The sequence below is a fragment of the Pseudomonas sp. AM4(2022) genome, assembly GCF_036346515.1.
Lineage (GTDB): Bacteria > Pseudomonadota > Gammaproteobacteria > Pseudomonadales > Pseudomonadaceae > Aquipseudomonas > Aquipseudomonas paracarnis.
The window spans coordinates 62869-83497 of record NZ_JAOTNW010000010.1 but is presented as its reverse complement, the minus strand read 5'-3'; the positions used below and the strand labels follow the sequence as shown (position 1 = coordinate 83497).

Below are 20629 nucleotides of genomic sequence, written 5' to 3'. Positions count from 1 at the left end.
AGACTAAATACGTCGTTTAGCGACCCACTTTGGTCGTACGGTCACAGCGGAGAACCGGATGTTCTCAAAAAACTATTGGATTGTTCCAGATAAATATAAAAATGGTACACGATTTGTCTGTGGGAGCTGGCTTGCCTGCGATGGTCGTTAACGATCACGCGAACCTTCTGGATAAACGCGGCATGTCTATAATCGAGGATCAGCCAACCGAGGGACTGCGCCATGGACCATCTTGTACTCACTATTATCGCCGCCGACAAACCCGGCCTGGTTGAACGCATCGCGCAGAACATTGCCAGTCACGGTGGTAACTGGCTGGAAAGCCGCATGGCGCACATGGCCGGGCAGTTTGCCGGGATCCTGCGGGTCAGTGTGCCGACCGAGCAGCGCCAGGCATTGGTGGGGGCGCTGGAGGATTTATCCACCCATGGCATTCGCGTGTTGGTGGGTGAGGGCAGCAGTGGCCAGGCATCGGCGTCCAAGCCGATCCTGATGACCCTGGTGGGCAATGATCGCTCGGGCATCGTGCGTGAGATCACGGCGCTGTTGAGCCAGCAGGGCGTCAACCTTGAACGCCTGAGCACCGATGTGCGCCCGGCGCCCATGAGTGGTGATCCGCTGTTCAACGCAGAGGCGTTGTTGCAAGTGCCGGCCACGCTGTCATTGGAGACCTTGCAGGAGGCTTTGGAAACCTTGGCCGATGACTTGATGGTAGAACTGCGTCAGGAGGAATAACGAGCCACAAGGTTATGCATCGAAATCTTGCATGGGCCTGTGGATAACCTGTAGAGACCCGACCCCAGGCCACGCCCGCCGGGCATTTGCGAAAGTTGAGCAAAAAACGAGCAGTTTCAAGGGCTTGTGCACAAATGGCGGGGATCAGGTTGTGGATAACCTTGGGGTGGAACGCTGCAAGCCACGAAGGCTGTGGCTTGCAGAGGTCTGTACGTTATTTGATCAGCGTTTGCGCACGGTCAGCCAGGCATCCAGGCTGTACACCACCAGCCCGGCCCAGATAAAGGCGAAGCCGATCAACGTGCTCGGCGCCAGGTGTTCACCGAACAACAGCACGGCTTCGAGCAACACCAGCGTCGGCGCCACATACTGCAAAAAGCCCAGGGCGGTGTAGGGCAAATGCCGTGCAGCGGCGTTGAAGCACACCAGGGGAATCAGCGTCACCGGGCCTGCGGCCACCAGCCACCAGGCCTCGGAGGTGCTCCAGAACGCCAGCTGCGCGCTGTGGGCGGTCGGGTTGAACAGCAACCAGGCGACGGCAATGGGGACCAGCATCCAAGTTTCCACCACCAGCCCAGGCAGCGCCTTGACCGGTGCCTGCTTGCGGATCAAACCGTAGAAGCCGAACGTCAGCGCCAGCGCCAGCGACACCCACGGCAGGCTACCGACTTGCCACACCTGCTGCGCCACACCCGCTGCAGCCAACCCGACAGCCACCCATTGCAAGCGACGCAGGCGCTCGCCGAGGATCAACATGCCCAGCAGCACATTCACCAGTGGGTTGATGTAATAACCCAGGCTTGCTTCAAGCATGCGCCCGGTGTTCACCGACCACACATAGGTCAGCCAGTTAGCGGCAATCAACGAACCGCTGAGGGCCAGGATCGCCAAGCGCTTGGGGTTGTCGCGCAGCTCGCGGAACCAGCCGGGGTGTTTCCACACCATCAGCAACAGCCCACCAAACAACGCCGACCACAACACGCGGTGCACGATGATCTCGGCGGCGGGCACGCTGGCGATGGCTTTGAAGTAGAGCGGGAACAGACCCCAGATGACATAGGCGCTCAGGCCCAGGATGTACCCCTTGCGGGGGTTGGCGGCTTGCATTGCAGAATCCTTGCTTAGGCAGCTAACAAAGCGCAATTGTAAGGATATTTGTCAGACAACGCTCGTTCCCTCGCTCTGCGTGGTAACGCCGCCTTGGACGCTCTGCGTCTGCTCTTAAATCGTGACGCGGAGCGTCACAGGATGCGCGCCCACGCAGAGCGTGGGGGCGAGCATGGACAGCCAGCTCCCACAGGAGGTAGGGCCAGGTCAGAAGAGTTTTAGCGGTTCTTCGTTGAGCGCCGACAGTTGCTCACGCAACGCCAGCACCTGGTCACCCCAATACCGTTCGCTGCCAAACCACGGAAAGCTATGGGGAAACGCCGGGTCGTCCCAGCGTCGTGCGAGCCAGGCACTGTAGTGCATCAGGCGCAGGGCGCGCAGTGGTTCGATCAGCGCCAGTTCGCGGGGGTCGAAGTCGTGAAATTCCTGGTAGCCATCCATCAGCTCCGAAAGCTGGCCGAGGCATTCCTGGCGGTCGCCAGCCAGCATCATCCACAGGTCTTGCACCGCCGGGCCCATGCGGCAGTCATCCAGGTCGACGATATGGAACATCTCGTCGCGGCACATCATGTTGCCGGGGTGGCAGTCACCGTGCATGCGGATGTTTTTGTGCGGCGTGGCCTTGTAAACCTCTTCCACACGCTTGAGCAGGTCGCGGGCCACGGACTCGTAGGCCGGCAACAGGCTTTTGGGAATGAAGTTGCCTTCAAGCAAGGTGGTGAGGGAGTCGTGACCGAAGTTCTTCACCCCCAAGGCTTCGCGGTGCTCGAATGGGCGAGTGGAGCCTACGGCGTGCAAGCGACCGAGCAGTTGCCCGAGCCGGTAAAGCTGATCGAGGTTGCCCGGCTCTGGCGCGCGGCCGCCACGGCGGGGAAACAGGGTGAAGCGGAAACCTGCGTGTTCGAACAGGCTCTCGCCGTTGTGGATCAACGGCGCAACCACCGGAACATCGCACTCGGCCAGTTCGAAGGTGAAGCGGTGTTCTTCCAGGATCGCCTCGTTGGTCCAGCGCTGGGGGCGATAGAACTTGGCGATCAGCGGTTCGGCGTCTTCGATGCCCACTTGGTACACGCGGTTTTCGTAGCTGTTGAGCGCCAGAACCCGCGCGTCGCTGAGGAAACCGATGCTTTCGACGGCGTCGAGCACCAGGTCTGGGGTGAGTGTTTCAAACGGGTGGGCCATGCGAACTCCTGCGCGCAGCAGGGCGCCGCGTCCGGCCGGGTATGGTAACGCTGTAGGAGCGAGCTTGCTCGCGAAAAACCAGAGAGCGGCGCGGAGCGTCAGGTTTCCCGCGTTATCGTTGACGATCTTCGCGGGCAAGCCCGCTCCTACAGGGATAGCGGTCTATCAGGCGCCTACGATCCCGCCATCATCCCGCCGAATCGCCATCACCGAGGAACGCGGCTTGCCATTGGGCAGGTGTTCCGGCCAGGTCGAGCCACCGGTTTCCCCTGGGTGCTGAATGCCCACGAACAACGTCTTCTGGTCCGGCGAAAAGCTGATCCCCGTCACTTCACATGCCACCGGCCCCACCATGAAACGACGGATTTCACCGGTGCTCGGGTCGGCACACAGCATCTGGTTGTTGCCCATGCCCGCAAAGTCGCCGGCGTTGCTGTAGTCGCCGTCGGTGAGGATCCACAGGCGCCCGGCTTTGTCGAAGCCCAGGCCGTCGGGGCTGTTGAACATGTTTTGCGGGTTGATGTTGGACGAGCCGCCCTTGGGGTTGCCGGCATGCACGCCGGGGTTGCCGGCCACCACGAACAGGTCCCAGGTGAAGTCCGTGGCACCGTGGTTATCGGCGTCGGCTTTCCAGCGCAGGATCTGGCCGTAGAGGTTTTTCTCCCGTGGGTTGGGCCCGCCCACCGGCTGGCCGTCTTCGCCGCGCTTGGCGTTGTTGGTCAGGGTGCAATAGACCTGGCCGTCGGTAGGGCTGACCACGATCCATTCCGGGCGGTCCATGCGTGTGGCTTTCACCACGCTGGCGGCCAGGCGCGCGTGAATCAGTACCTCGGCCTGGTTGGCGAAACCGCTGCTGGCGTCGATGCCGTTTTTGCCATGGGTGAGTTCAACCCACTGGCCTTTGCCCTTGGGATGGTCGGCATCACCGTCGCCTGCGTCGAAGATCGCCACGTACAAGGTACCGTGGTCCAGCAGGTCTTTGTTGGCCTTCGGGTTGTTGTGGTTGATCTGATCGCGGCTGACGAACTTGTAGATGAATTCACCGCGTTCATCGTCGCCCATGTACACCACGGCGCGGCCGTCACGGGTTTCGGCGAGGGCCGCGTTTTCGTGTTTGAAGCGCCCCAGGGCCGTGCGCTTGACCGGGGTGGATTGCGGATCGAACGGGTCGATTTCCACCACCCAACCATGGCGATTGAGTTCGTTGGGGTTCTTGGCCATATCAAAGCGCGGGTCGTGCGGGTGCCAGTTGATGTCCTTGCTGGCGGCCACCACGCCGTAGCGCTTCTGCCCTGCATCGAAGGTTTGCTGCGGGTTGCTGCTGCCGAAGCAGTCGGTGAAGTTTTCTTCGCAGGTCAGGTAGGTGCCCCACGGCGTCTTGCCGTTGGCGCAGTTCTGGAACGTGCCGAGGACTTTTTTGCCGCTCTTGTCGGCGGTGGTTTTCAGCCAGTCATGGCCGGCGGCAGGGCCACTCAAACGGATCGGCGAATTGCCGTGGATGCGCCGGTTATAGCGCGAGTCCTGGACGAACTGCCAAGTGTCACCCTTGCGGCGCACTTCGATCACCGACACGCCTTCGCTGGCCAGGGCCTTGCGCACGTCTTCGGCCGATTGTGGCGCGCCGCCGTGGGCGTAGAGGTAGCGATAGTTGGTGTATTCGTTGTTGATCGCCATCAGCGCGCGGTTGTCGTCACCGGGGAATGGAAACAGGCTCATGCCGTCGTTGTTGTCGCCGAACTGTTGTTCCTGGGCCTCGGCGGTGCCATGGCCGGACGGGTCGAAAGCCGGGGCGTTCTTGTGCAGGGGCTGGCCCCAACTGATCAACACCGAAGCGCTGTAGCCCGGTGGCAGGGTGATGGTGTCGCTGGTGGCGGCGGCGATGCTGGTGAACCCCAGCAGCGGGCTGGCGGAAGCGGCATTCACCGCCAGGGCGCTGCGGCTCAGCAGGTTACCGCCGAGGAACATCGCAGCGCCGCACAGGGCGCCTGCGCCGATAAAGCGACGGCGGGTCAGGCCCACCATCTGTTCAAGGTCGGTGGCTTGGTTTTCTTCCAATAGGCTCATCACAGGCTCCTTAAGGTTTTTGCAGACACCTTAAGCAGCGCTTGTGACCGAATTGTTGCAGCTTGAAGACGTGCGCCCGTTACACCGGGGTGCCGAGCAATACATGGCTGGGTGCAAACTGCACGCGGATCGGCTGGCCCTGCGCTGCGTCGATGGCCTTGAGTGCGACGGGCTGCGCCAGCGCGCACAACACTTGGCCGTTGGGCAGGGCGATACGCACCTCACTGGGGCCATCTTCGGCGGCGAGAATGGTCTCGATCACGCCGCTCAGGCAATTGTGTCCAAGTGTTTCAGCTTGCCCGTCCGCCAGTAATTCAAGCCATCCGGCCTTGATCAGGGCCACCACTTCCACGCCGGTCTGCAGTTCCAGGCGCAGGGTGCTGTCGTGGGTAATCTGGGCGTCGAGGTGCAGGCCGCCGGCCAATTGCAGGCGGATCATGTCGTTGTGGCCGTGGCTCTCTATGGCGCTGACCTGGCCGTGCAATTGGTTGCGCGCGCTGGTGCGCAGCATCAAACGGCCCAGCAGGTTGAAGTCGCTGGCCGCTTCGTCCGAGCCAAGGATCTCGGCCTGAAGCAGTTGCAGGCGCTGATAAAGACGCAGCACCCGTTCACCTTCTTGCGTCAGTTTGGCGCCGCCACCGCCCTTGCCACCGACGCTGCGTTGCACCAGCGGTTTCTGCGCCAGGTTGTTCAGCTCATCAATGGCGTCCCAGGCGGCCTTGTAACTCAACCCGGCACTCTTGGCCGCACGGGTGATGGAGCCCTGCTCGGCGATATGCCCCAGCAAGGCAATACGCTGGGGGCGGCGGATGATGTGTTGGCTGAGAGGGCTGGGCACAGACATGGCAGATACGCTTGGGTGAGATGCGCCGACGTTGCCGCGCTGGCGCAGGGGAGTCAAGTCAGCTGCCGGGCTTGGGCGTACGGGCCAGGCAATACACATCCACCTGGCGTGCGCCGGCATTTATCAACAAGCGCGCCAAGCCGTGGGCGGTGGCGCCGGTGGTGAGGACGTCGTCTACCAGCGCCACATGTTGCCCGGCAACCCGGATGCCGGGGGCCAGTGCGAAGGCGTTGAGCAGGTTGCGCTTGCGGGTCTTGGCATCGAGGTCTTGCTGCGCCACGGTTTCATGGGGGCGCAACAGCGCGTGTCCATCAATGGGAATGTCGAGGGCGTGACTGAGCCAGCGGGCCAGCATCAACGCTTGATTAAAGCCGCGTTCGCGCAGGCGTTTGCGCGCCATGGGCACCGGCAGCAGGCAGTCGGGGCGCTCCAGTTCGGCGTTATCGAAGCGATGCTGCAAGTGCTGCCCCAGCAGGCGCGCCAGCAAGTGCCCCAGCGGCCAACGCGCCTGATGCTTGAAGCGGCTGATCAGGGTGTCCACGGGAAAACGGTAGACCCATGGCGCCACCACCTGGTGAAACGCCGCGGGCTCTTTTTGGCACTGGCCGCAGAGCAGTCCGTCCATGGGTAGGGGCAGGGCGCAACGCTCGCATTGTTCCATCAGCCATGGCAATTCTGTTTCGCAGGCGTTGCACACGGCCTCGGCCGAGTCGGTGCACTCATCGCAAATCAAACAGGTCTGTATGTTTTTTAACCAGATGTAAACTTGGTGTTTGTGCTCAGGTTGACAGTGCATGAATCTTCCTTAAATATGCCGAGCATCCGTGTCGTGCCTGTGGGTATTGCCCTTCCCGCAGCGCTTGCCAAAGCATAATCAAGGAATCGCCCATGAGCGCCAGCACCTCTGCCACCCTGCGTCACGATTGGTCTTTGGCTGAAGTCAAAGCCCTGTTCGTGCAGCCCTTCAACGACCTGTTGTTCCAGGCGCAGACCGTGCACCGCGCGCATTTCGACGCCAACCGCGTGCAAGTGTCGACCCTGCTGTCGATCAAGACCGGCGCCTGCCCGGAAGATTGCAAATATTGTCCGCAGTCGGGCCACTACAACACTGGCCTGGAAAAAGAGAAGCTGATGGAAGTGCAGAAGGTCCTCGAAGAGGCCGCACGCGCCAAGGCCATCGGTTCGACGCGTTTCTGCATGGGCGCGGCATGGAAACATCCGTCGGCCAAAGACATGCCCTACGTGCTGGAAATGGTCAAAGGCGTGAAGGCCATGGGCCTGGAAACCTGCATGACCCTCGGTCGCCTCGACCAGGACCAGACCGAAGCCCTGGCTCAGGCCGGCCTTGACTACTACAACCACAACCTCGACACCTCGCCGGAGTTCTACGGCTCGATCATCACCACCCGCACTTACAGCGAGCGCCTGCAAACCCTGGCGTACGTGCGTGATTCGGGGATGAAGATCTGCTCGGGCGGTATCCTCGGCATGGGCGAATCCCTCGACGACCGCGCCAACTTGCTGATCCAGCTGGCCAACCTGCCGGAGCATCCGGAATCGGTGCCGATCAACATGCTGGTGAAGGTAGCGGGTACGCCGTTGGAAAACGCCGATGACATCGACCCCTTTGATTTCATCCGCATGCTGGCGGTGGCGCGCATCCTGATGCCGCAGTCCCACGTGCGCCTGTCGGCTGGCCGCGAAGCCATGAATGAGCAGATGCAGGCCCTGGCCTTTTTTGCCGGCGCCAACTCGATCTTCTACGGCGACAAGCTGCTGACCACCGCCAACCCCCAGGCTGACAAGGACATGCAACTGTTCGCACGCCTGGGCATCCTGCCCGAAGCCCGTGAAGAGCATGCCGATGAAGTGCACCAGGCGGCGATCGAGCAGGCGTTGGTGGAGCAAAAGAGCAGCGAGCAGTTCTACAACGCTGTGGTGTAACCACCTTTGGAATGCATTCCAGTGTGGGAGCTGGCTTGCCTGCGATGACGGCGGCACTTTCAGCATTGAAGTGTCAGAAGGACCGCTATCGCAGGCAAGCCAGCTCCCCCATTGGATTGAGTTGAACCTGTTAAATCGAGGCCAGCATGTCTTTCGATCTCGCCGCGCGCCTCGCTGCCCGCCGTGCCGACCATCTTTACCGCCAGCGCCCCTTGCTGCAGAGCCCCCAAGGCCCGCATGTGGTGGTGGACGGGCAACCGTTGTTGGCCTTCTGCAATAACGATTACCTGGGCCTTGCCAATCACCCGCAAGTGATCGAAGCCTGGCGCGCCGGTGCGTCCCGCTGGGGCGTGGGCGGCGGCGCTTCGCATTTGGTGGTGGGCCACGCCACACCGCACCATGAACTGGAAGAAGCCCTGGCTGACTTGACCGGTCGCCCGCGCGCCTTGCTGTTCACCACCGGCTACATGGCCAACCTCGGCGCGGTCACGGCGCTGGTGGGGCAGGGCGATACGGTACTGGAAGACCGGCTTAACCACGCGTCCTTGCTGGATGCCGGTTTGCTGTCCGGGGCGCGTTTCAACCGCTACCTGCATAACGACGCAGGCAGCCTGGCCAAGCGCCTGGAGAAAGCCACCGGCAATACCTTGGTGGTCACCGACGGTGTGTTCAGCATGGACGGCGACCTCGCCGACCTGCCCGCGCTGGCCCGTGAAACCAAGGCCAAAGGTGCTTGGCTGATGGTGGATGACGCCCATGGCTTCGGCCCGCTGGGCGCCAATGGCGGCGGTATCGTCGAGCATTTCGGCTTGAGCCAGGACGACGTGCCCGTGCTGGTTGGCACCTTGGGCAAAGCGTTCGGCACTGCGGGGGCTTTTGTGGCCGGCAGTGAAGACTTGATCGAAAGCCTGATCCAATTCGCCCGCCCGTATATCTACACCACCAGCCAACCACCGGCACTGGCCTGCGCCACCCTCAAAAGCCTGGAACTGCTGCGCAGCGAACATTGGCGACGCGAGCACCTCAACGCGTTGATCCGCCAGTTCCGTCATGGCGCGCAGCAGATAGGCCTGGGGTTGATGGACAGCTTTACGCCGATCCAACCGATCCTGATTGGCGACAGCGCCCGGGCACTGCGCCTGTCGCAGATGCTGCGTGAGCGTGGCCTGATGGTGACTGCCATTCGCCCACCGACGGTGCCCGCCGGCAGTGCCCGTCTGCGGGTGACATTGACGGCGGCCCACAGCGAGGCGCATCTGCAGCTATTGTTAGACGGCTTGCAAGCGTGTTTTCGTTTGTTAGACGCCTCGGAGCCCGGCCATGCGTAATCGACTGATCCTGTTGCCGGGCTGGGGCCTGGGTGTGTCACCGCTGGAACCGTTGGCCGCTGCGCTGCACGGCCTGAACGAGCATTTGCAGGTACAGATCGAACCCTTGCCGGTGCTGCAGGCCAGTGAACTCGGTGAATGGCTCGATGAGCTCGATGCGACGCTGCCGGACAATGCCTGGCTCGGGGGCTGGTCGCTGGGCGGCATGCTCGCGTCGGAGTTGGCGGCACGCCGTGGCGAGCGGTGCTGTGGCTTGCTGACCCTGGCGAGCAACCCGTGTTTCGTCGCCCATGACGGCTGGCCCCATGGGATGCCTGCTGAAACCTTCGATGCATTTCTGGCCGGCTGCCACGCCGATTCCCAGGTCACGCTCAAGCGCTTTGGCCTGTTGTGCGCCAAGGGTGCCGAAGACCCGCGCGGCTTGTCGCGGTTGTTGATCAGCGGGGCGCCGAATACCTCTCCCAGCGTCTTGATGCCCGGCCTGGAGCTGCTGGCCCAACTGGATACGCGGGCGGCCTTGCAGGCGTTTCGTGGGCCGCAGTTGCACCTGTTTGCCGGCCTGGATGGGCTGGTGCCTGCCGAAGCCGCCAGTGACCTGCTGGCCTTGCTCCCCGATGTAGAAATCGGCCTGATTGAACAGGCCGGTCACGCGTTTCTTCTGGAAGACCCTCACGGAGTAGCCGGGGCCATCCAGGCTTTTTTGCATGAGTGTGTTGATGACTGACCTATCCCACCCGCCCTTGCCTGGGGGCTTGCCGGACAAGCGTCAGGTTGCGGCCTCGTTCTCCCGTGCGGCGGCCAGTTACGACAGCGTGGCCGAGTTGCAGCGTGCGGTCGGGCATGAACTGCTCAGCCGCTTGCCGCACGGCATGACGGCACAGCGTTGGCTGGACATGGGCTGCGGCACGGGCTACTTCAGCCGCGTATTGGGCGAGCGTTTGCCCGGCAGCCAAGGTGTGGCGTTGGACATTGCCGACGGCATGCTCAACCACGCGCGTCCGCTGGGCGGCGCCGCGCACTTTATAGCCGGTGATGCCGAACGCTTGCCGCTGACAGCTGACAGCTTTGAGCTGCTCTTCTCCAGCCTCGCGGTACAGTGGTGTGCCCATTTTGATGCGGTGCTCAGCGAAGCCCGGCGTGTGCTGCGACCAGGTGGCGTGCTGGCCTTTGCCAGCCTGTGCGTAGGCACCCTGGATGAGTTGCGCGAGAGTTGGCGGGCGGCGGACGGCCTGGTCCACGTCAATCGCTTCCGCACCTTCGAGGCGTATCAGCAACTGTGTGCGGCCAGTGGCTTGCGCGTGATCAGCCTGGAGCGACAGCCCCACGTATTGCATTACCCGGATGTGCGCAGCCTGACCCATGAGCTCAAGGCATTGGGGGCCCACAACCTCAACCCAGGCCGCCCGGGAGGGTTGACGGGCCGTGCGCGGATTGTCGCGCTTGTAGAGGCCTACGAGCAGTTCCGCCAGGCCCAGGGCCTGCCCGCCACGTACCAGGTGGTGTATGCCGTACTGGAGAAACCGTTATGAGCGTCGCGTACTTCATCACCGGTACAGACACCGATGTTGGCAAAACCACCATCGCCGCTGGCCTGTTGCATGCCGCCAGGCTCTCCGGCAAAAGCACGGCCGCTGGAAAACCGGTGGCGTCGGGCTGCCAACTGACAGCCCAGGGCCTGCGCAATGCCGATGCCTTGGCGTTGCTGGCCGAGTGTTCCGTACCGCTCAGTTATGCCGAGGTCAACCCGGTGGCCTTCGAACCAGCTATCGCGCCGCATCTGGCAGCGCGCGAGGCGGGCGTCGGGCTCACGGTGCAATCGCTGCTCAAGCCGATGCAGCAGATCCTGGCACGGGGCGCGGACTTCACCTTGATCGAAGGGGCGGGCGGTTGGCGCGTGCCCTTGGCCGACCAGGCCAACCTGTCGGACCTGGCCATGGCGCTCAAACTGCCGGTGATCCTGGTGGTAGGCGTGCGCCTTGGGTGCATCAGCCACGCGTTGCTCACCGCCGAAGCCATTGCACGGGACGGCTTGCCGCTGGCGGGCTGGGTGGCAAATATCATCGACCCCAAGACCTCTCGTCTGGAAGAAAACCTCGCCACCCTGGCTGAGCGCCTGCCCGCGCCTTGCCTGGGGCGAGTGCCGAAACTCAAGCACGCCGGGGCTGCTGCGGTGGCCGAGTACTTGGAACTGGACCTGCTTGACTGATTTTGGCTATCGATAAGGCAATATGCCATTAGTGTTTTTGACGGGCCTTTTGCCAGGATGTCTGGTTCAATCGGGCTTCACGATTCTCTAAAGGCAGGCTTACGCCATGGAAATCTCTGGCAGCAGCGCGTTTTATTCGGGCCTGAGCAGCATTCAGACCGGGCAGAACCGTGTCGACCAGGCGGCCGGCAAGATTGCCAGCGCCGCGACCACCCAGCCATCGGCCGCGCAAAGCGACCGTCTGCAAGCCAATGACCGCGCCCAAGCGTCCAATTCGGCGAGCAACATGGTGGAAATGGCCCAGGGCAAGTTTCAAGTCGAGCTGGGGGCGAAAGTCGCCAAGGCTTCGGATGAAATGCTCGGTACGCTGATCGATACCTACGCTTAACTTCTCTATCGCACGCCCGCTCTTCTGTGGGAGCTGGCTTGCCTGCGACAGCATCAACGCGTACGACCTGATACACCGTGGCGTCTGCATCGCAGGCAAGCCAGCTCCCACAGTCGTTCTGCTCTGTACTTTTTCCTTCCTTGACTCATGAGGCATCCCGCCGCAGGCCTCGCTGTGCCTGACGCTGACCTGCGTCAAGACAAACGGCATCTGGCCGACGCTTGACAACCCTGGGTGGTAAACGTATGTTTCAAACACCTGTTTGACCGCCATAACAAATCCACGCGGTTGTTCATCCCAGTTACATCAGCAGAGGTTTATCGCTATGCCTGACTACAAGGCCCCCTTGCGTGATATTCGCTTCGTTCGTGACGAACTGCTCGGTTATGAAGCGCACTATCAGAGCCTGCCGGCTTGCCAGGACGCTACCCCGGACATGGTCGACGCCATCCTCGAAGAAGGCGCCAAGTTCTGTGAGCAAGTACTGGCACCGTTGAACCGCGTGGGCGACATTGAAGGGTGTACCTGGAGTGAGTCAGGCGTTAAAACCCCTGCGGGTTTCAAAGAAGCCTACAAACAATTCGTCGAAGGCGGCTGGCCAAGCCTGGCCCACGACGTGGAGCACGGTGGCCAAGGCCTGCCGGAATCCCTGGGCCTGGCCGTGAGCGAAATGGTCGGCGAAGCCAACTGGTCGTGGGGCATGTACCCTGGCCTGTCCCATGGCGCGATGAATACCATTTCCGAGCACGGCACCCCTGAGCAGCAAGACGCTTACCTGACCAAGCTGGTGTCGGGCGAATGGACCGGCACCATGTGCCTGACCGAGCCACACTGCGGCACCGATCTGGGCATGCTGCGCACCAAGGCCGAGCCTCAGGCCGACGGTTCCTACAAAGTCTCTGGTACGAAGATCTTCATCTCGGCCGGCGAACACGACATGGCCGACAACATCGTCCACATCGTACTGGCCCGCCTGCCGGACGCACCGGCTGGCACCAAAGGCATCTCGCTGTTTATCGTGCCCAAGTTCCTGCCCAATGCCGATGGCTCGGTGGGCGAGCGCAACGCCGTCACCTGTGGTTCCCTGGAACACAAGATGGGCATCCACGGCAACGCCACCTGCGTGATGAACTTCGACGCGGCCACCGGTTTCCTGATCGGCCCGGCGAACAAAGGCCTGAACTGCATGTTCACCTTTATGAACACCGCTCGTCTGGGCACCGCGCTGCAAGGCCTGGCTCACGCCGAGATCGGCTTCCAGGGCGGCTTGAAATATGCGCGTGATCGCCTGCAAATGCGCTCCCTGACCGGCCCGAAAGCACCGGACAAAGCTGCTGACCCGATCATCGTGCACCCTGACGTACGCCGCATGCTGCTGACCATGAAAGCCTTCGCCGAAGGTAACCGTGCGATGGTGTACTTCACCGCCAAGCAAGTGGACATCGTCAAGTACGGCACCGACGACGAAGCCAAGAAACAGGCGGATGCCCTGCTGGCCTTCATGACCCCGATCGCCAAGGCGTTCATGACCGAAGTCGGTTTTGAATCGGCCAACCACGGTGTGCAGATCTACGGTGGCCACGGCTTTATCGCTGAGTGGGGCATGGAGCAGAACGTGCGCGACAGCCGCATTTCGATGCTGTACGAAGGCACCACCGGTATCCAGGCGCTGGACTTGCTCGGCCGTAAAGTGCTGATGACCCAAGGCGAAGCGCTCAAGGGTTTCACCAAGATAGTGCACAAGTTCTGCCAGGCCAACGAAGGCAACGACGCGGTCAAAGAGTTCGTGGCACCGCTGGCGGCGCTGAATAAAGAGTGGGGCGAGTTGACCATGAAGGTCGGCATGGCCGCGATGAAAGACCGTGAAGAAGTCGGCGCCGCTTCGGTGGACTACCTGATGTACTCCGGCTACGCGTGCCTGGCTTACTTCTGGGCCGACATGGCACGCCTGGCCGCCGAGAAACTGGCCGCCGGCACCAGCGAAGAGGCGTTCTACACCGCCAAGTTGCAGACTGCGCGCTTCTACTTCCAGCGCATCCTGCCGCGTACCCGCACCCACGTGGCAACCATGCTGTCGGGCGCCAACAACCTGATGGACATGAAAGAAGAAGACTTCGGCCTGGCTTACTAAGCCTTACCGGGCTCTTCTAAAAGCCGCCGCCTCCTTCGGGACGCGGCGGTTTTTTTGCACTTGTGTAGGAGCAAGCTTGCTCGCGAAGGTCGTTAACGATAACGCGGGCGGTCTGGTTAAACGCGTTGCCGGTGACATTTTCGCGAGCAAGCTCGCTCCTACAGGGTGCGCGTCTAAAAAACCGCAGCAATGCGCTCAGGGATTGCGATGAGCTGCCGTTACAGTGATGGCAATGTGATACATGCTCGGTCGGTTGTGCTTAACTGATCGCTTAGAGGCACAGTGCCATTATTTGTTAGCGGGTCGGAGCTTTACCCTTGTCACGCGTGTCCGCTGTACGTTTCAGCCATTTTCTCCCTTCGCTGCTGCTGTTGCTGGCCGGGCTCTCGGCTGCGTACGTCAAGGACCTCAGCGTCTTCTTCACCTCGCTGTTCAACGTGCTGCCCACTCTGGTGCTGCTGCTAGGTGGCGCTTACTGCGCGGTGTATCGACGCCAGCGTGAACTGTTCCTGATGGTCACGGTGTACGTCGCCTATTTCCTGCTGGATACCCAGACCGACTTCTACCGCGACAATGGTCGCGTGCGTGAAGACGCTGCGGTGGTGTTTCACCTGTGCTGCCTGCTGTTGCCATTGCTGTTCAGCATTTATGCGCTGTGGCAGGAAAAAACCCATCTGTTCCGTGACTTCGTCGCCCGCTGCGCGGTGCTGCTGGCGGTGGGCAGTGTGGCGCTGGCCCTGGAACAAAGCTTCCCCCAGGCCTTGTTGGGCTGGCTGGCGGAGATTCGCTGGCCGATGCTGCATGGCGCCTGGATGAGCCTGATCCAACTCTCGTACCCAATGTTCCTGATCGGCTTTCTCACCCTGGCTGCCCAATACTGGTACCAGCCGCGCCCGCTGCACGCCGCACAACTGGTGGGGTTGCTGGGCATGTTCTGGATGTTGCCGCAGACCTTCATCCTGCCGTTCACCCTCAACATCATGTGCAGCCAGGTGATGCTGATGATCGCTGCGGGGGTGGCGCACGAGGCGTATCAAATGGCGTTTCGTGATGAACTCACCGGCTTGCCGGGGCGCCGTGCCCTCAACGAGCGCATGCAGCGGCTAGGTCGCAACTATGTGCTGGCGATGAGCGACGTCGATCACTTCAAGCGTTTCAATGACACCCACGGCCACGACGTGGGCGACCAGGTGCTGCGCCTGGTGGCGAGCAAGTTGTCCAAGGTCAACGGCGGCGGGCGGGCCTACCGTTACGGCGGTGAAGAATTTGCCGTGGTGTTTGCCGGCAAGACCCTGGATGAGTGCATGCCGCACCTGGAGGAGATCCGCGAGATCATCGCCAGCTACGACATCAAGTTGCGCAACCCGGACCGCCCCCAGGACGATCATCAAGGCCGCCAGCGCCGTGCGGGCAGCGGCGCGTCCAGTGTGTCGGTGACGGTAAGCATCGGCGTGGCCGAGCGCCAGGCCGAGCAACGCAGCCCCGACGAGGTGCTCAAATCCGCCGATCAGGCGCTGTACGCCGCCAAGGGGGCGGGGCGTAATTGTGTGGTCGCAGCCGGGCAAACCCGCCGTGGCGCGGTGCGCATGGAGAGCGCTGCCGGTTGAGTAATGGCGCTGTATTCAGCAGCGCTACAGTGATTGTCCACGGCCATGGCCGGCAGTAGGTTAACCCTATCTGCTGCCGGAGACATTGCCATGCCTGAGTACAAAGCTCCCCTGCGCGACATGCGCTTTCTGATCGACACCGTATTCGATTTCCACGGCCACTACGCGGCCCTGGGCGCCACGGATGCCAGCCCGGACATGGTCAGTGCGATCCTCGAAGAAGGCGCCAGGTTCTGCGAAAACGTACTCGCGCCGCTCAATCGCAGCGGCGATGAAGAGGGCTGCCATTTCGAGAATGGCGTGGTGACCACGCCCAAAGGCTTCAAGCAAGCCTTTGCCCAGTATGTGGAAGGCGGCTGGCACGGCGTGGCGGCAGACCCGGCCTACGGTGGCCAGGGCCTGCCCCATTCCCTGGGCCTGGTACTGAGCGAGATGATCGGCTCCAGCAACACCTCCTGGGGCATGTACCCGGGCCTGACCCACGGGGCGATGTCAGCCATCCACGCCCACGGTACCGACGAACAGAAAGCCACTTACCTGAGCAAACTCACCGCCGGCGAATGGACCGGCACCATGTGCCTGACCGAAGCCCACTGCGGCACCGACCTGGGCTTGATCAAGACCCGCGCCTTACCGCAGGCAGACGGCAGTTATGCGGTCACCGGCAGCAAGATCTTCATCTCGGCCGGCGAGCACGATATGAGCGCCAATATCATCCATCTGGTGCTGGCCAAGCTGCCGGATGCGCCAGCGGGCACCAAGGGCATCTCATTGTTTATCGTGCCAAAGTTCCATGCCGACTCCGGCGAGCGCAATGCGGTGCACTGCGGCTCCATCGAACACAAGATGGGCATCAAGGCCTCGGCCACCTGCGTGCTGAACTTCGATGGCGCCAAAGGCTATTTGATTGGCGAGGCGAACAAGGGCCTCAACTGCATGTTCACCATGATGAACCACGCACGCCTGGGCACCGGCATGCAGGGCCTGTGCAACGGCGAGGCGAGCTTCCAGGGCGCGATCAGGTACGCCAACGACCGCCTGCAAATGCGTTCGCTCACCGGCGCCAAGGCTCCGGAAAAAGCCGCCGACCCGATCATCGTGCACGCTGATGTACGCCGCATGCTGCTGACCATGAAAGCCTTCAACGAGGGCAACCGCGCCTTGACCTATTTCACCGCGCAGTTGCTCGACACCGCGCACCTGGGCAGCGACGCCGGCCAACGCCAGGAAGCCGAAGATCTGCTGGCCTTCCTCACGCCGATCTGCAAAGCCTTTATGACTGAGACCGGGCTGGAGGTGACCAACCACGGCATGCAGGTATTCGGTGGCCATGGCTATATTCGTGAGTGGGGCATGGAGCAACTGGCCCGTGACGCACGGATTGCGCCGATCTATGAAGGCACCAACGGTATCCAGGCCCTGGACCTGCTCGGGCGCAAGGTGCTGGGCAGCCAGGGCAAGTTGCTGCGTGGGTTTACCAAGATTGTGCATAAGTTCTGCGCGGCCAATGCCGAGCATGCGCAACTCAAGGCCCAGGTGGCGCAACTCAATGAACTGAACCAGCAATGGGGCGAACTGACCCTGAAGGTCGGCACGGCGGCGATGAAAAACCCTGACGAAGTGGGCGCGGCGGCCATGGATTACCTGATGTACAGCGGTTACATCATCCTTGCCTACCTGTGGCTGCGCATGGCGATCGCGGCGCACGCGCAGGATGACGAAGGGTTTGCCCAGGCAAAGCTTGCGACCTGCGACTTTTACTTCAAGCGCCTGTTGCCGCGTACGGCCATGCACCGTGCTGCGGTGGAGGCGGGGAGCGAATGCCTGATGAGTCTCCCAGCCGAGGCTTTCTCCCTGTAGGAGCGAGCTTGTTCGCGAAGAACTTCAACGATTACGCGCATGTCTGGTTTAGCGGGGTGTTCTTGGGTTTTTCGCGAGCAAGCTCGCTCCTACAAAAAGGCTCCTTGAGTGACTTGTAAATACTTAATGGTCACGAACGGACCCTATGTGTCTTAAAAGTTGTTCGGGTACACTCGGGGTCTGTAAAACCGATCCTATCGAATTACTTTTCACGTTCTCACGAGGTTTGCCATGGCTGATTACAAAGCGCCGTTGCGTGATATGCGCTTCGTCCTCAACGAAGTATTTGAGGTCGCTAACACTTGGGCCCAGTTACCGGCATTGGCAGACAGCGTTGACGCCGAAACCGTCGAGGCGATCCTGGAAGAGGCCGGCAAGGTTACCGCCAAATCCATCGCCCCACTCAGCCGCGGCGGCGATGAGCAAGGTTGCCACTGGGCCGACGGCGCAGTCACTACTCCCGACGGTTTTCCCCAGGCTTACAGCACCTACGCCGAAGGCGGCTGGGTGGGTGTGGGCGGCGACCCGACCTATGGCGGCATGGGCATGCCCAAGGCCGTGTCGGCGCAGGTTGAAGAGATGATCAACTCGTCGAGCCTGGCTTTCGGCCTGTACCCGATGTTGACCTCCGGCGCCTGTGTATCGATCAACACCCACGCCAGTGAGGAACTCAAGGCCACCTACCTGCCGAAGATGTATTCCGGTGAGTGGGCCGGTTCCATGTGCCTGACGGAAGCCCATGCCGGTACCGACCTGGGGATGATCCGCACCAAGGCCGAGCCTCAGGCGGACGGCTCCTACAAGGTCAGCGGCACCAAGATCTTCATCACCGGTGGCGAGCACGACCTGACCGATAACATCATCCATCTGGTACTGGCCAAACTGCCCGATGCACCGGCCGGGCCCAAGGGCATCTCGCTGTTCCTGGTACCAAAGTTCCTGGTGAATACTGATGGTAGCCTGGGCGCGCGGAACCCGGTGAACTGCGGCTCCATTGAACACAAGATGGGTATTCAGGCATCTGCCACCTGTGTGATGAACTTCGACGAAGCCGTGGGCTACCTGGTCGGTGAGCCCAACCGTGGCTTGGCGGCGATGTTCACCATGATGAACTATGAGCGCCTGGGCGTCGGTATCCAGGGCTTGGCTTCTGGCGAGCGGTCCTATCAGAACGCGATTGAATATGCCCGCGACCGCCTGCAGAGCCGCTCCCCGCTGGGGGCTCAGGCCAAGGACAAGCCGGCAGACCCGATCATCGTGCATCCGGATGTCCGTCGCATGTTGCTGACCATGAAGGCGGCGAACGAAGGCGGCCGGGCGTTCTCCACCTACGTGGCGACGCAGTTGGACATCGCCAAGTTCAGCAACGATGCGCAGGCGCGCGAGCGTGCCGATAACCTGGTGGCGTTGCTGACGCCAGTTGCCAAGGCGTTCCTCACCGACCTGGGCCTGGAAACCACCGTACTCGGCCAGCAGGTGTTTGGTGGCCATGGTTACATCCGCGAGTGGGGCCAGGAGCAACTGGTGCGTGACGTGCGCATCACTCAGATCTACGAAGGCACCAACGGCATTCAGGCCCTGGATCTGATGGGTCGCAAGATCGTCGGCAGCGGCGGTGCGTTCTATACCTTGTTCGCCGATGAGATCCGCCAGTTCATCGCCGCATCGGGCCCCGAGTTGGCTGAATTCACCAAGCCGCTAAGTGCGGCAGTGGATAACCTGGATGAGTTGACGGCCTGGGTGCTGGACCGCGCCAAGAGCAATGCCAATGAAATCGGCGCGGCCTCGGTGGAATACCTGCATGCGTTCGGCTACATGGCCTATGCCTATATGTGGGCGCGCATGGCCAAGGCGGCGTTGGGCAAGGAAGGCGAAGAGGATTTCTACGCCAGCAAACTGGGGACTGCGCGTTTCTACTTTGCCCGTCTGTTGCCGCGTATCCACTCGTTGAGTGCATCGGTAAAAGCCGGTAGCGAATCACTGTTCCTGATGGATGAAGCCCTGTTTTAAGGGTGAGGAGGGCGTGTAAGCATTCTCTTACATGACGTGCTGCTAATCGTCCTCTATCGCCACATTGGATCCACGGCTAATCTACTTCACATGGACGTCGCGCAGGAAGCGCAAAGCAACAACACGGACACGTAGGATTCTGCCAGGACGGCGGAGTGAAATGGATGTCAGGGAAACAGTCTGCAAAGCCCCGCTTCGGCGGGGTTTTCTTTTGCCCGCGAAAAAGTCAGGCGGTTGCCGACGGGGCATTCATCACGTCTTCCAGCAGGGTGCGCAGCAACGCCACCGTCGCCTGCTGGCGTTGCACATCGCGGCATACCAACCCTACTTTCAGCGGTACCCTGGGCTCGCTCAAGGGTTTCCACAGCAGCGCCTTGCTGTTGTGTTCGTCCTGGGAGCGCCCAGGCAGTACTGTCGCCAAGCGGGTGTGAGGCAGGCTGTCGAGAATGCCCACCATTGTATTGAGCTCCGCCTGCACTTGCGGACGCCGCCCGAGGTTGGACAATTGGCCTTGCCAGATCTGGCGAACCTGAAACTCTTCCCCCAACAGCAACATCGGTAACTCGGCGGCTTGTTTGAGCGAGACTTTCTTGAACTCGCGCAACGGATGGTCTTCGGGAATCACCACTTTCAACTCGTCTTCGTATAGCAGCACGCCATGCAGGCCCGGTTGACGGGGTGGCAGGTAGCTGATGCCAATATCGAGTGAGCCATTGAGCAACCGCCGTTCAATCTCAAGCCCAGTCAGCTCGTAGATCTGCACCACCAGATGGGGCTGGGCCTTGCGCACGCGCTCAAGCATCTGCGGTACCAGGCTGGTGTGCACGGTTTGCAGCACGCCGATGGCCAGGGTACGCATGGCCTGGCCCTTGAAGTTGCGCAGCGCCTCGACGGCTTGCTGCATGCCATCAATCAGCGGCAACGCATGGTTGTATAGGGTGTGGGCCGCCAGGGTCGGCAACAGGCGCTTTCTGCTGCGTTCGAACAGGCTGACGTCGAGGTTCTGTTCCAGTTGACGAATCTGTTGCGACAGCGCTGGCTGGGAGATCGACAGACGCTCCGCGGCACGGCCTACGTGGCCTTCCTCATACACCGCGACGAAATAACGCAGTTGCTTGAAATCCATAAGGTTTGCTTATCGAAAAAGCTGGAAAATCGAAATGGCCGCTGGCCCCCGAGGCGCCTAGTCTAGCGCCTATTCGCAGGGCTTACAGGGCCGGATC

At 61.5% G+C, this 20629-nt stretch carries 17 protein-coding genes; 11 read left to right on the top strand and 6 right to left on the bottom strand.

The features are described 5' to 3' along the window. Positions 1-222: 222 nt before the first annotated feature. Positions 223-735 (top strand): glycine cleavage system protein R, encoded by a 513-nt coding sequence (locus ODQ19_RS15585; RefSeq protein WP_116667945.1) that lies wholly within the window; start codon positions 223-225, stop codon positions 733-735. A gap of 222 nt (positions 736-957) precedes the next feature. Here the strand turns inward: ODQ19_RS15585 and rarD are convergent, their stop codons facing one another. The 5 genes from rarD to ODQ19_RS15555 all read right to left on the bottom strand — a co-directional run bounded on the left by rarD (position 958) and on the right by ODQ19_RS15555 (position 6728). Further along, positions 958-1842 carry an EamA family transporter RarD gene (rarD, locus tag ODQ19_RS15580; RefSeq protein ID WP_330210557.1) on the bottom strand — a complete coding sequence of 295 codons (885 nt, stop codon included), beginning with the start codon at positions 1840-1842 and terminating at the stop codon, positions 958-960. A gap of 207 nt (positions 1843-2049) precedes the next feature. Beyond that, a complete protein-coding gene (locus ODQ19_RS15575) occupies positions 2050-3024 on the bottom strand; it encodes a serine/threonine protein kinase (RefSeq protein WP_034128855.1) in 975 nt (324 codons plus the stop codon). Between the two features lie 165 nt (positions 3025-3189). Next, positions 3190-5088 carry a PhoX family protein gene (locus ODQ19_RS15565; protein WP_330210556.1) on the bottom strand — a complete coding sequence of 633 codons (1899 nt, stop codon included), beginning with the start codon at positions 5086-5088 and terminating at the stop codon, positions 3190-3192. 79 nt (positions 5089-5167) lie between these two features. After that, entirely contained in the window at positions 5168-5932 is a 765-nt protein-coding gene (locus tag ODQ19_RS15560; RefSeq protein WP_330210555.1) for a TOBE domain-containing protein, read from the bottom strand. A gap of 58 nt (positions 5933-5990) precedes the next feature. Further along, positions 5991-6728, bottom strand: coding sequence for a ComF family protein (locus ODQ19_RS15555; RefSeq protein WP_330210554.1), 738 nt, complete (start codon positions 6726-6728; stop codon positions 5991-5993). A gap of 92 nt (positions 6729-6820) precedes the next feature. Here ODQ19_RS15555 and bioB point away from each other — a divergent pair, with 92 nt between their 5' ends. The 10 genes from bioB (at position 6821) to ODQ19_RS15505 (ending at position 19406) form a co-directional block, all read left to right on the top strand. After that, entirely contained in the window at positions 6821-7876 is a 1056-nt protein-coding gene (bioB, locus tag ODQ19_RS15550) for a biotin synthase BioB (RefSeq protein WP_014720209.1), read from the top strand. Positions 7877-8022: 146 nt separating this feature from the next. After that, positions 8023-9204, top strand: a complete 1182-nt coding sequence (bioF, locus tag ODQ19_RS15545; RefSeq protein ID WP_330210553.1) for an 8-amino-7-oxononanoate synthase — start codon at positions 8023-8025, stop codon at positions 9202-9204. After that, positions 9197-9928, top strand: coding sequence for an alpha/beta fold hydrolase (locus ODQ19_RS15540; protein ID WP_330210552.1), 732 nt, complete (start codon positions 9197-9199; stop codon positions 9926-9928). The genes bioF and ODQ19_RS15540 overlap by 8 nt, the downstream gene beginning before the upstream one ends. After that, positions 9921-10733: a malonyl-ACP O-methyltransferase BioC gene (gene bioC / locus ODQ19_RS15535; protein ID WP_330210551.1), complete on the top strand. Its 813-nt coding sequence runs from the start codon at positions 9921-9923 to the stop codon at positions 10731-10733. Before ODQ19_RS15540 ends, bioC begins: the two co-directional genes overlap by 8 nt. After that, positions 10730-11410 (top strand): dethiobiotin synthase, encoded by a 681-nt coding sequence (bioD, locus tag ODQ19_RS15530; RefSeq protein WP_330210550.1) that lies wholly within the window; start codon positions 10730-10732, stop codon positions 11408-11410. Before bioC ends, bioD begins: the two co-directional genes overlap by 4 nt. 106 nt (positions 11411-11516) lie before the next feature. Further along, positions 11517-11798 carry a hypothetical protein gene (locus ODQ19_RS15525; RefSeq protein ID WP_034128847.1) on the top strand — a complete coding sequence of 94 codons (282 nt, stop codon included), beginning with the start codon at positions 11517-11519 and terminating at the stop codon, positions 11796-11798. Positions 11799-12123: 325 nt separating this feature from the next. Next, on the top strand, positions 12124-13929 hold the full coding sequence (locus ODQ19_RS15520) for a phenylacyl-CoA dehydrogenase (RefSeq protein WP_014720204.1): 1806 nt from the start codon (positions 12124-12126) through the stop codon (positions 13927-13929). A 317-nt stretch (positions 13930-14246) separates the two neighbouring features. Next, positions 14247-15536, top strand: a complete 1290-nt coding sequence (locus ODQ19_RS15515) for a GGDEF domain-containing protein (RefSeq protein WP_116667952.1) — start codon at positions 14247-14249, stop codon at positions 15534-15536. A gap of 90 nt (positions 15537-15626) precedes the next feature. Next, the gene (locus tag ODQ19_RS15510; protein WP_330210549.1) at positions 15627-17396 is read left to right on the top strand and encodes an acyl-CoA dehydrogenase C-terminal domain-containing protein; all 1770 of its coding nucleotides are present in this window, start codon (positions 15627-15629) and stop codon (positions 17394-17396) included. Between the two features lie 231 nt (positions 17397-17627). Beyond that, positions 17628-19406, top strand: a complete 1779-nt coding sequence (locus tag ODQ19_RS15505; protein ID WP_330210548.1) for an acyl-CoA dehydrogenase C-terminal domain-containing protein — start codon at positions 17628-17630, stop codon at positions 19404-19406. Between the two features lie 226 nt (positions 19407-19632). Here ODQ19_RS15505 and ODQ19_RS15500 read toward each other — a convergent pair whose 3' ends face one another. Next, on the bottom strand, positions 19633-20532 hold the full coding sequence (locus ODQ19_RS15500; protein ID WP_330210547.1) for a LysR family transcriptional regulator: 900 nt from the start codon (positions 20530-20532) through the stop codon (positions 19633-19635). Positions 20533-20629: the final 97 nt, after the last annotated feature.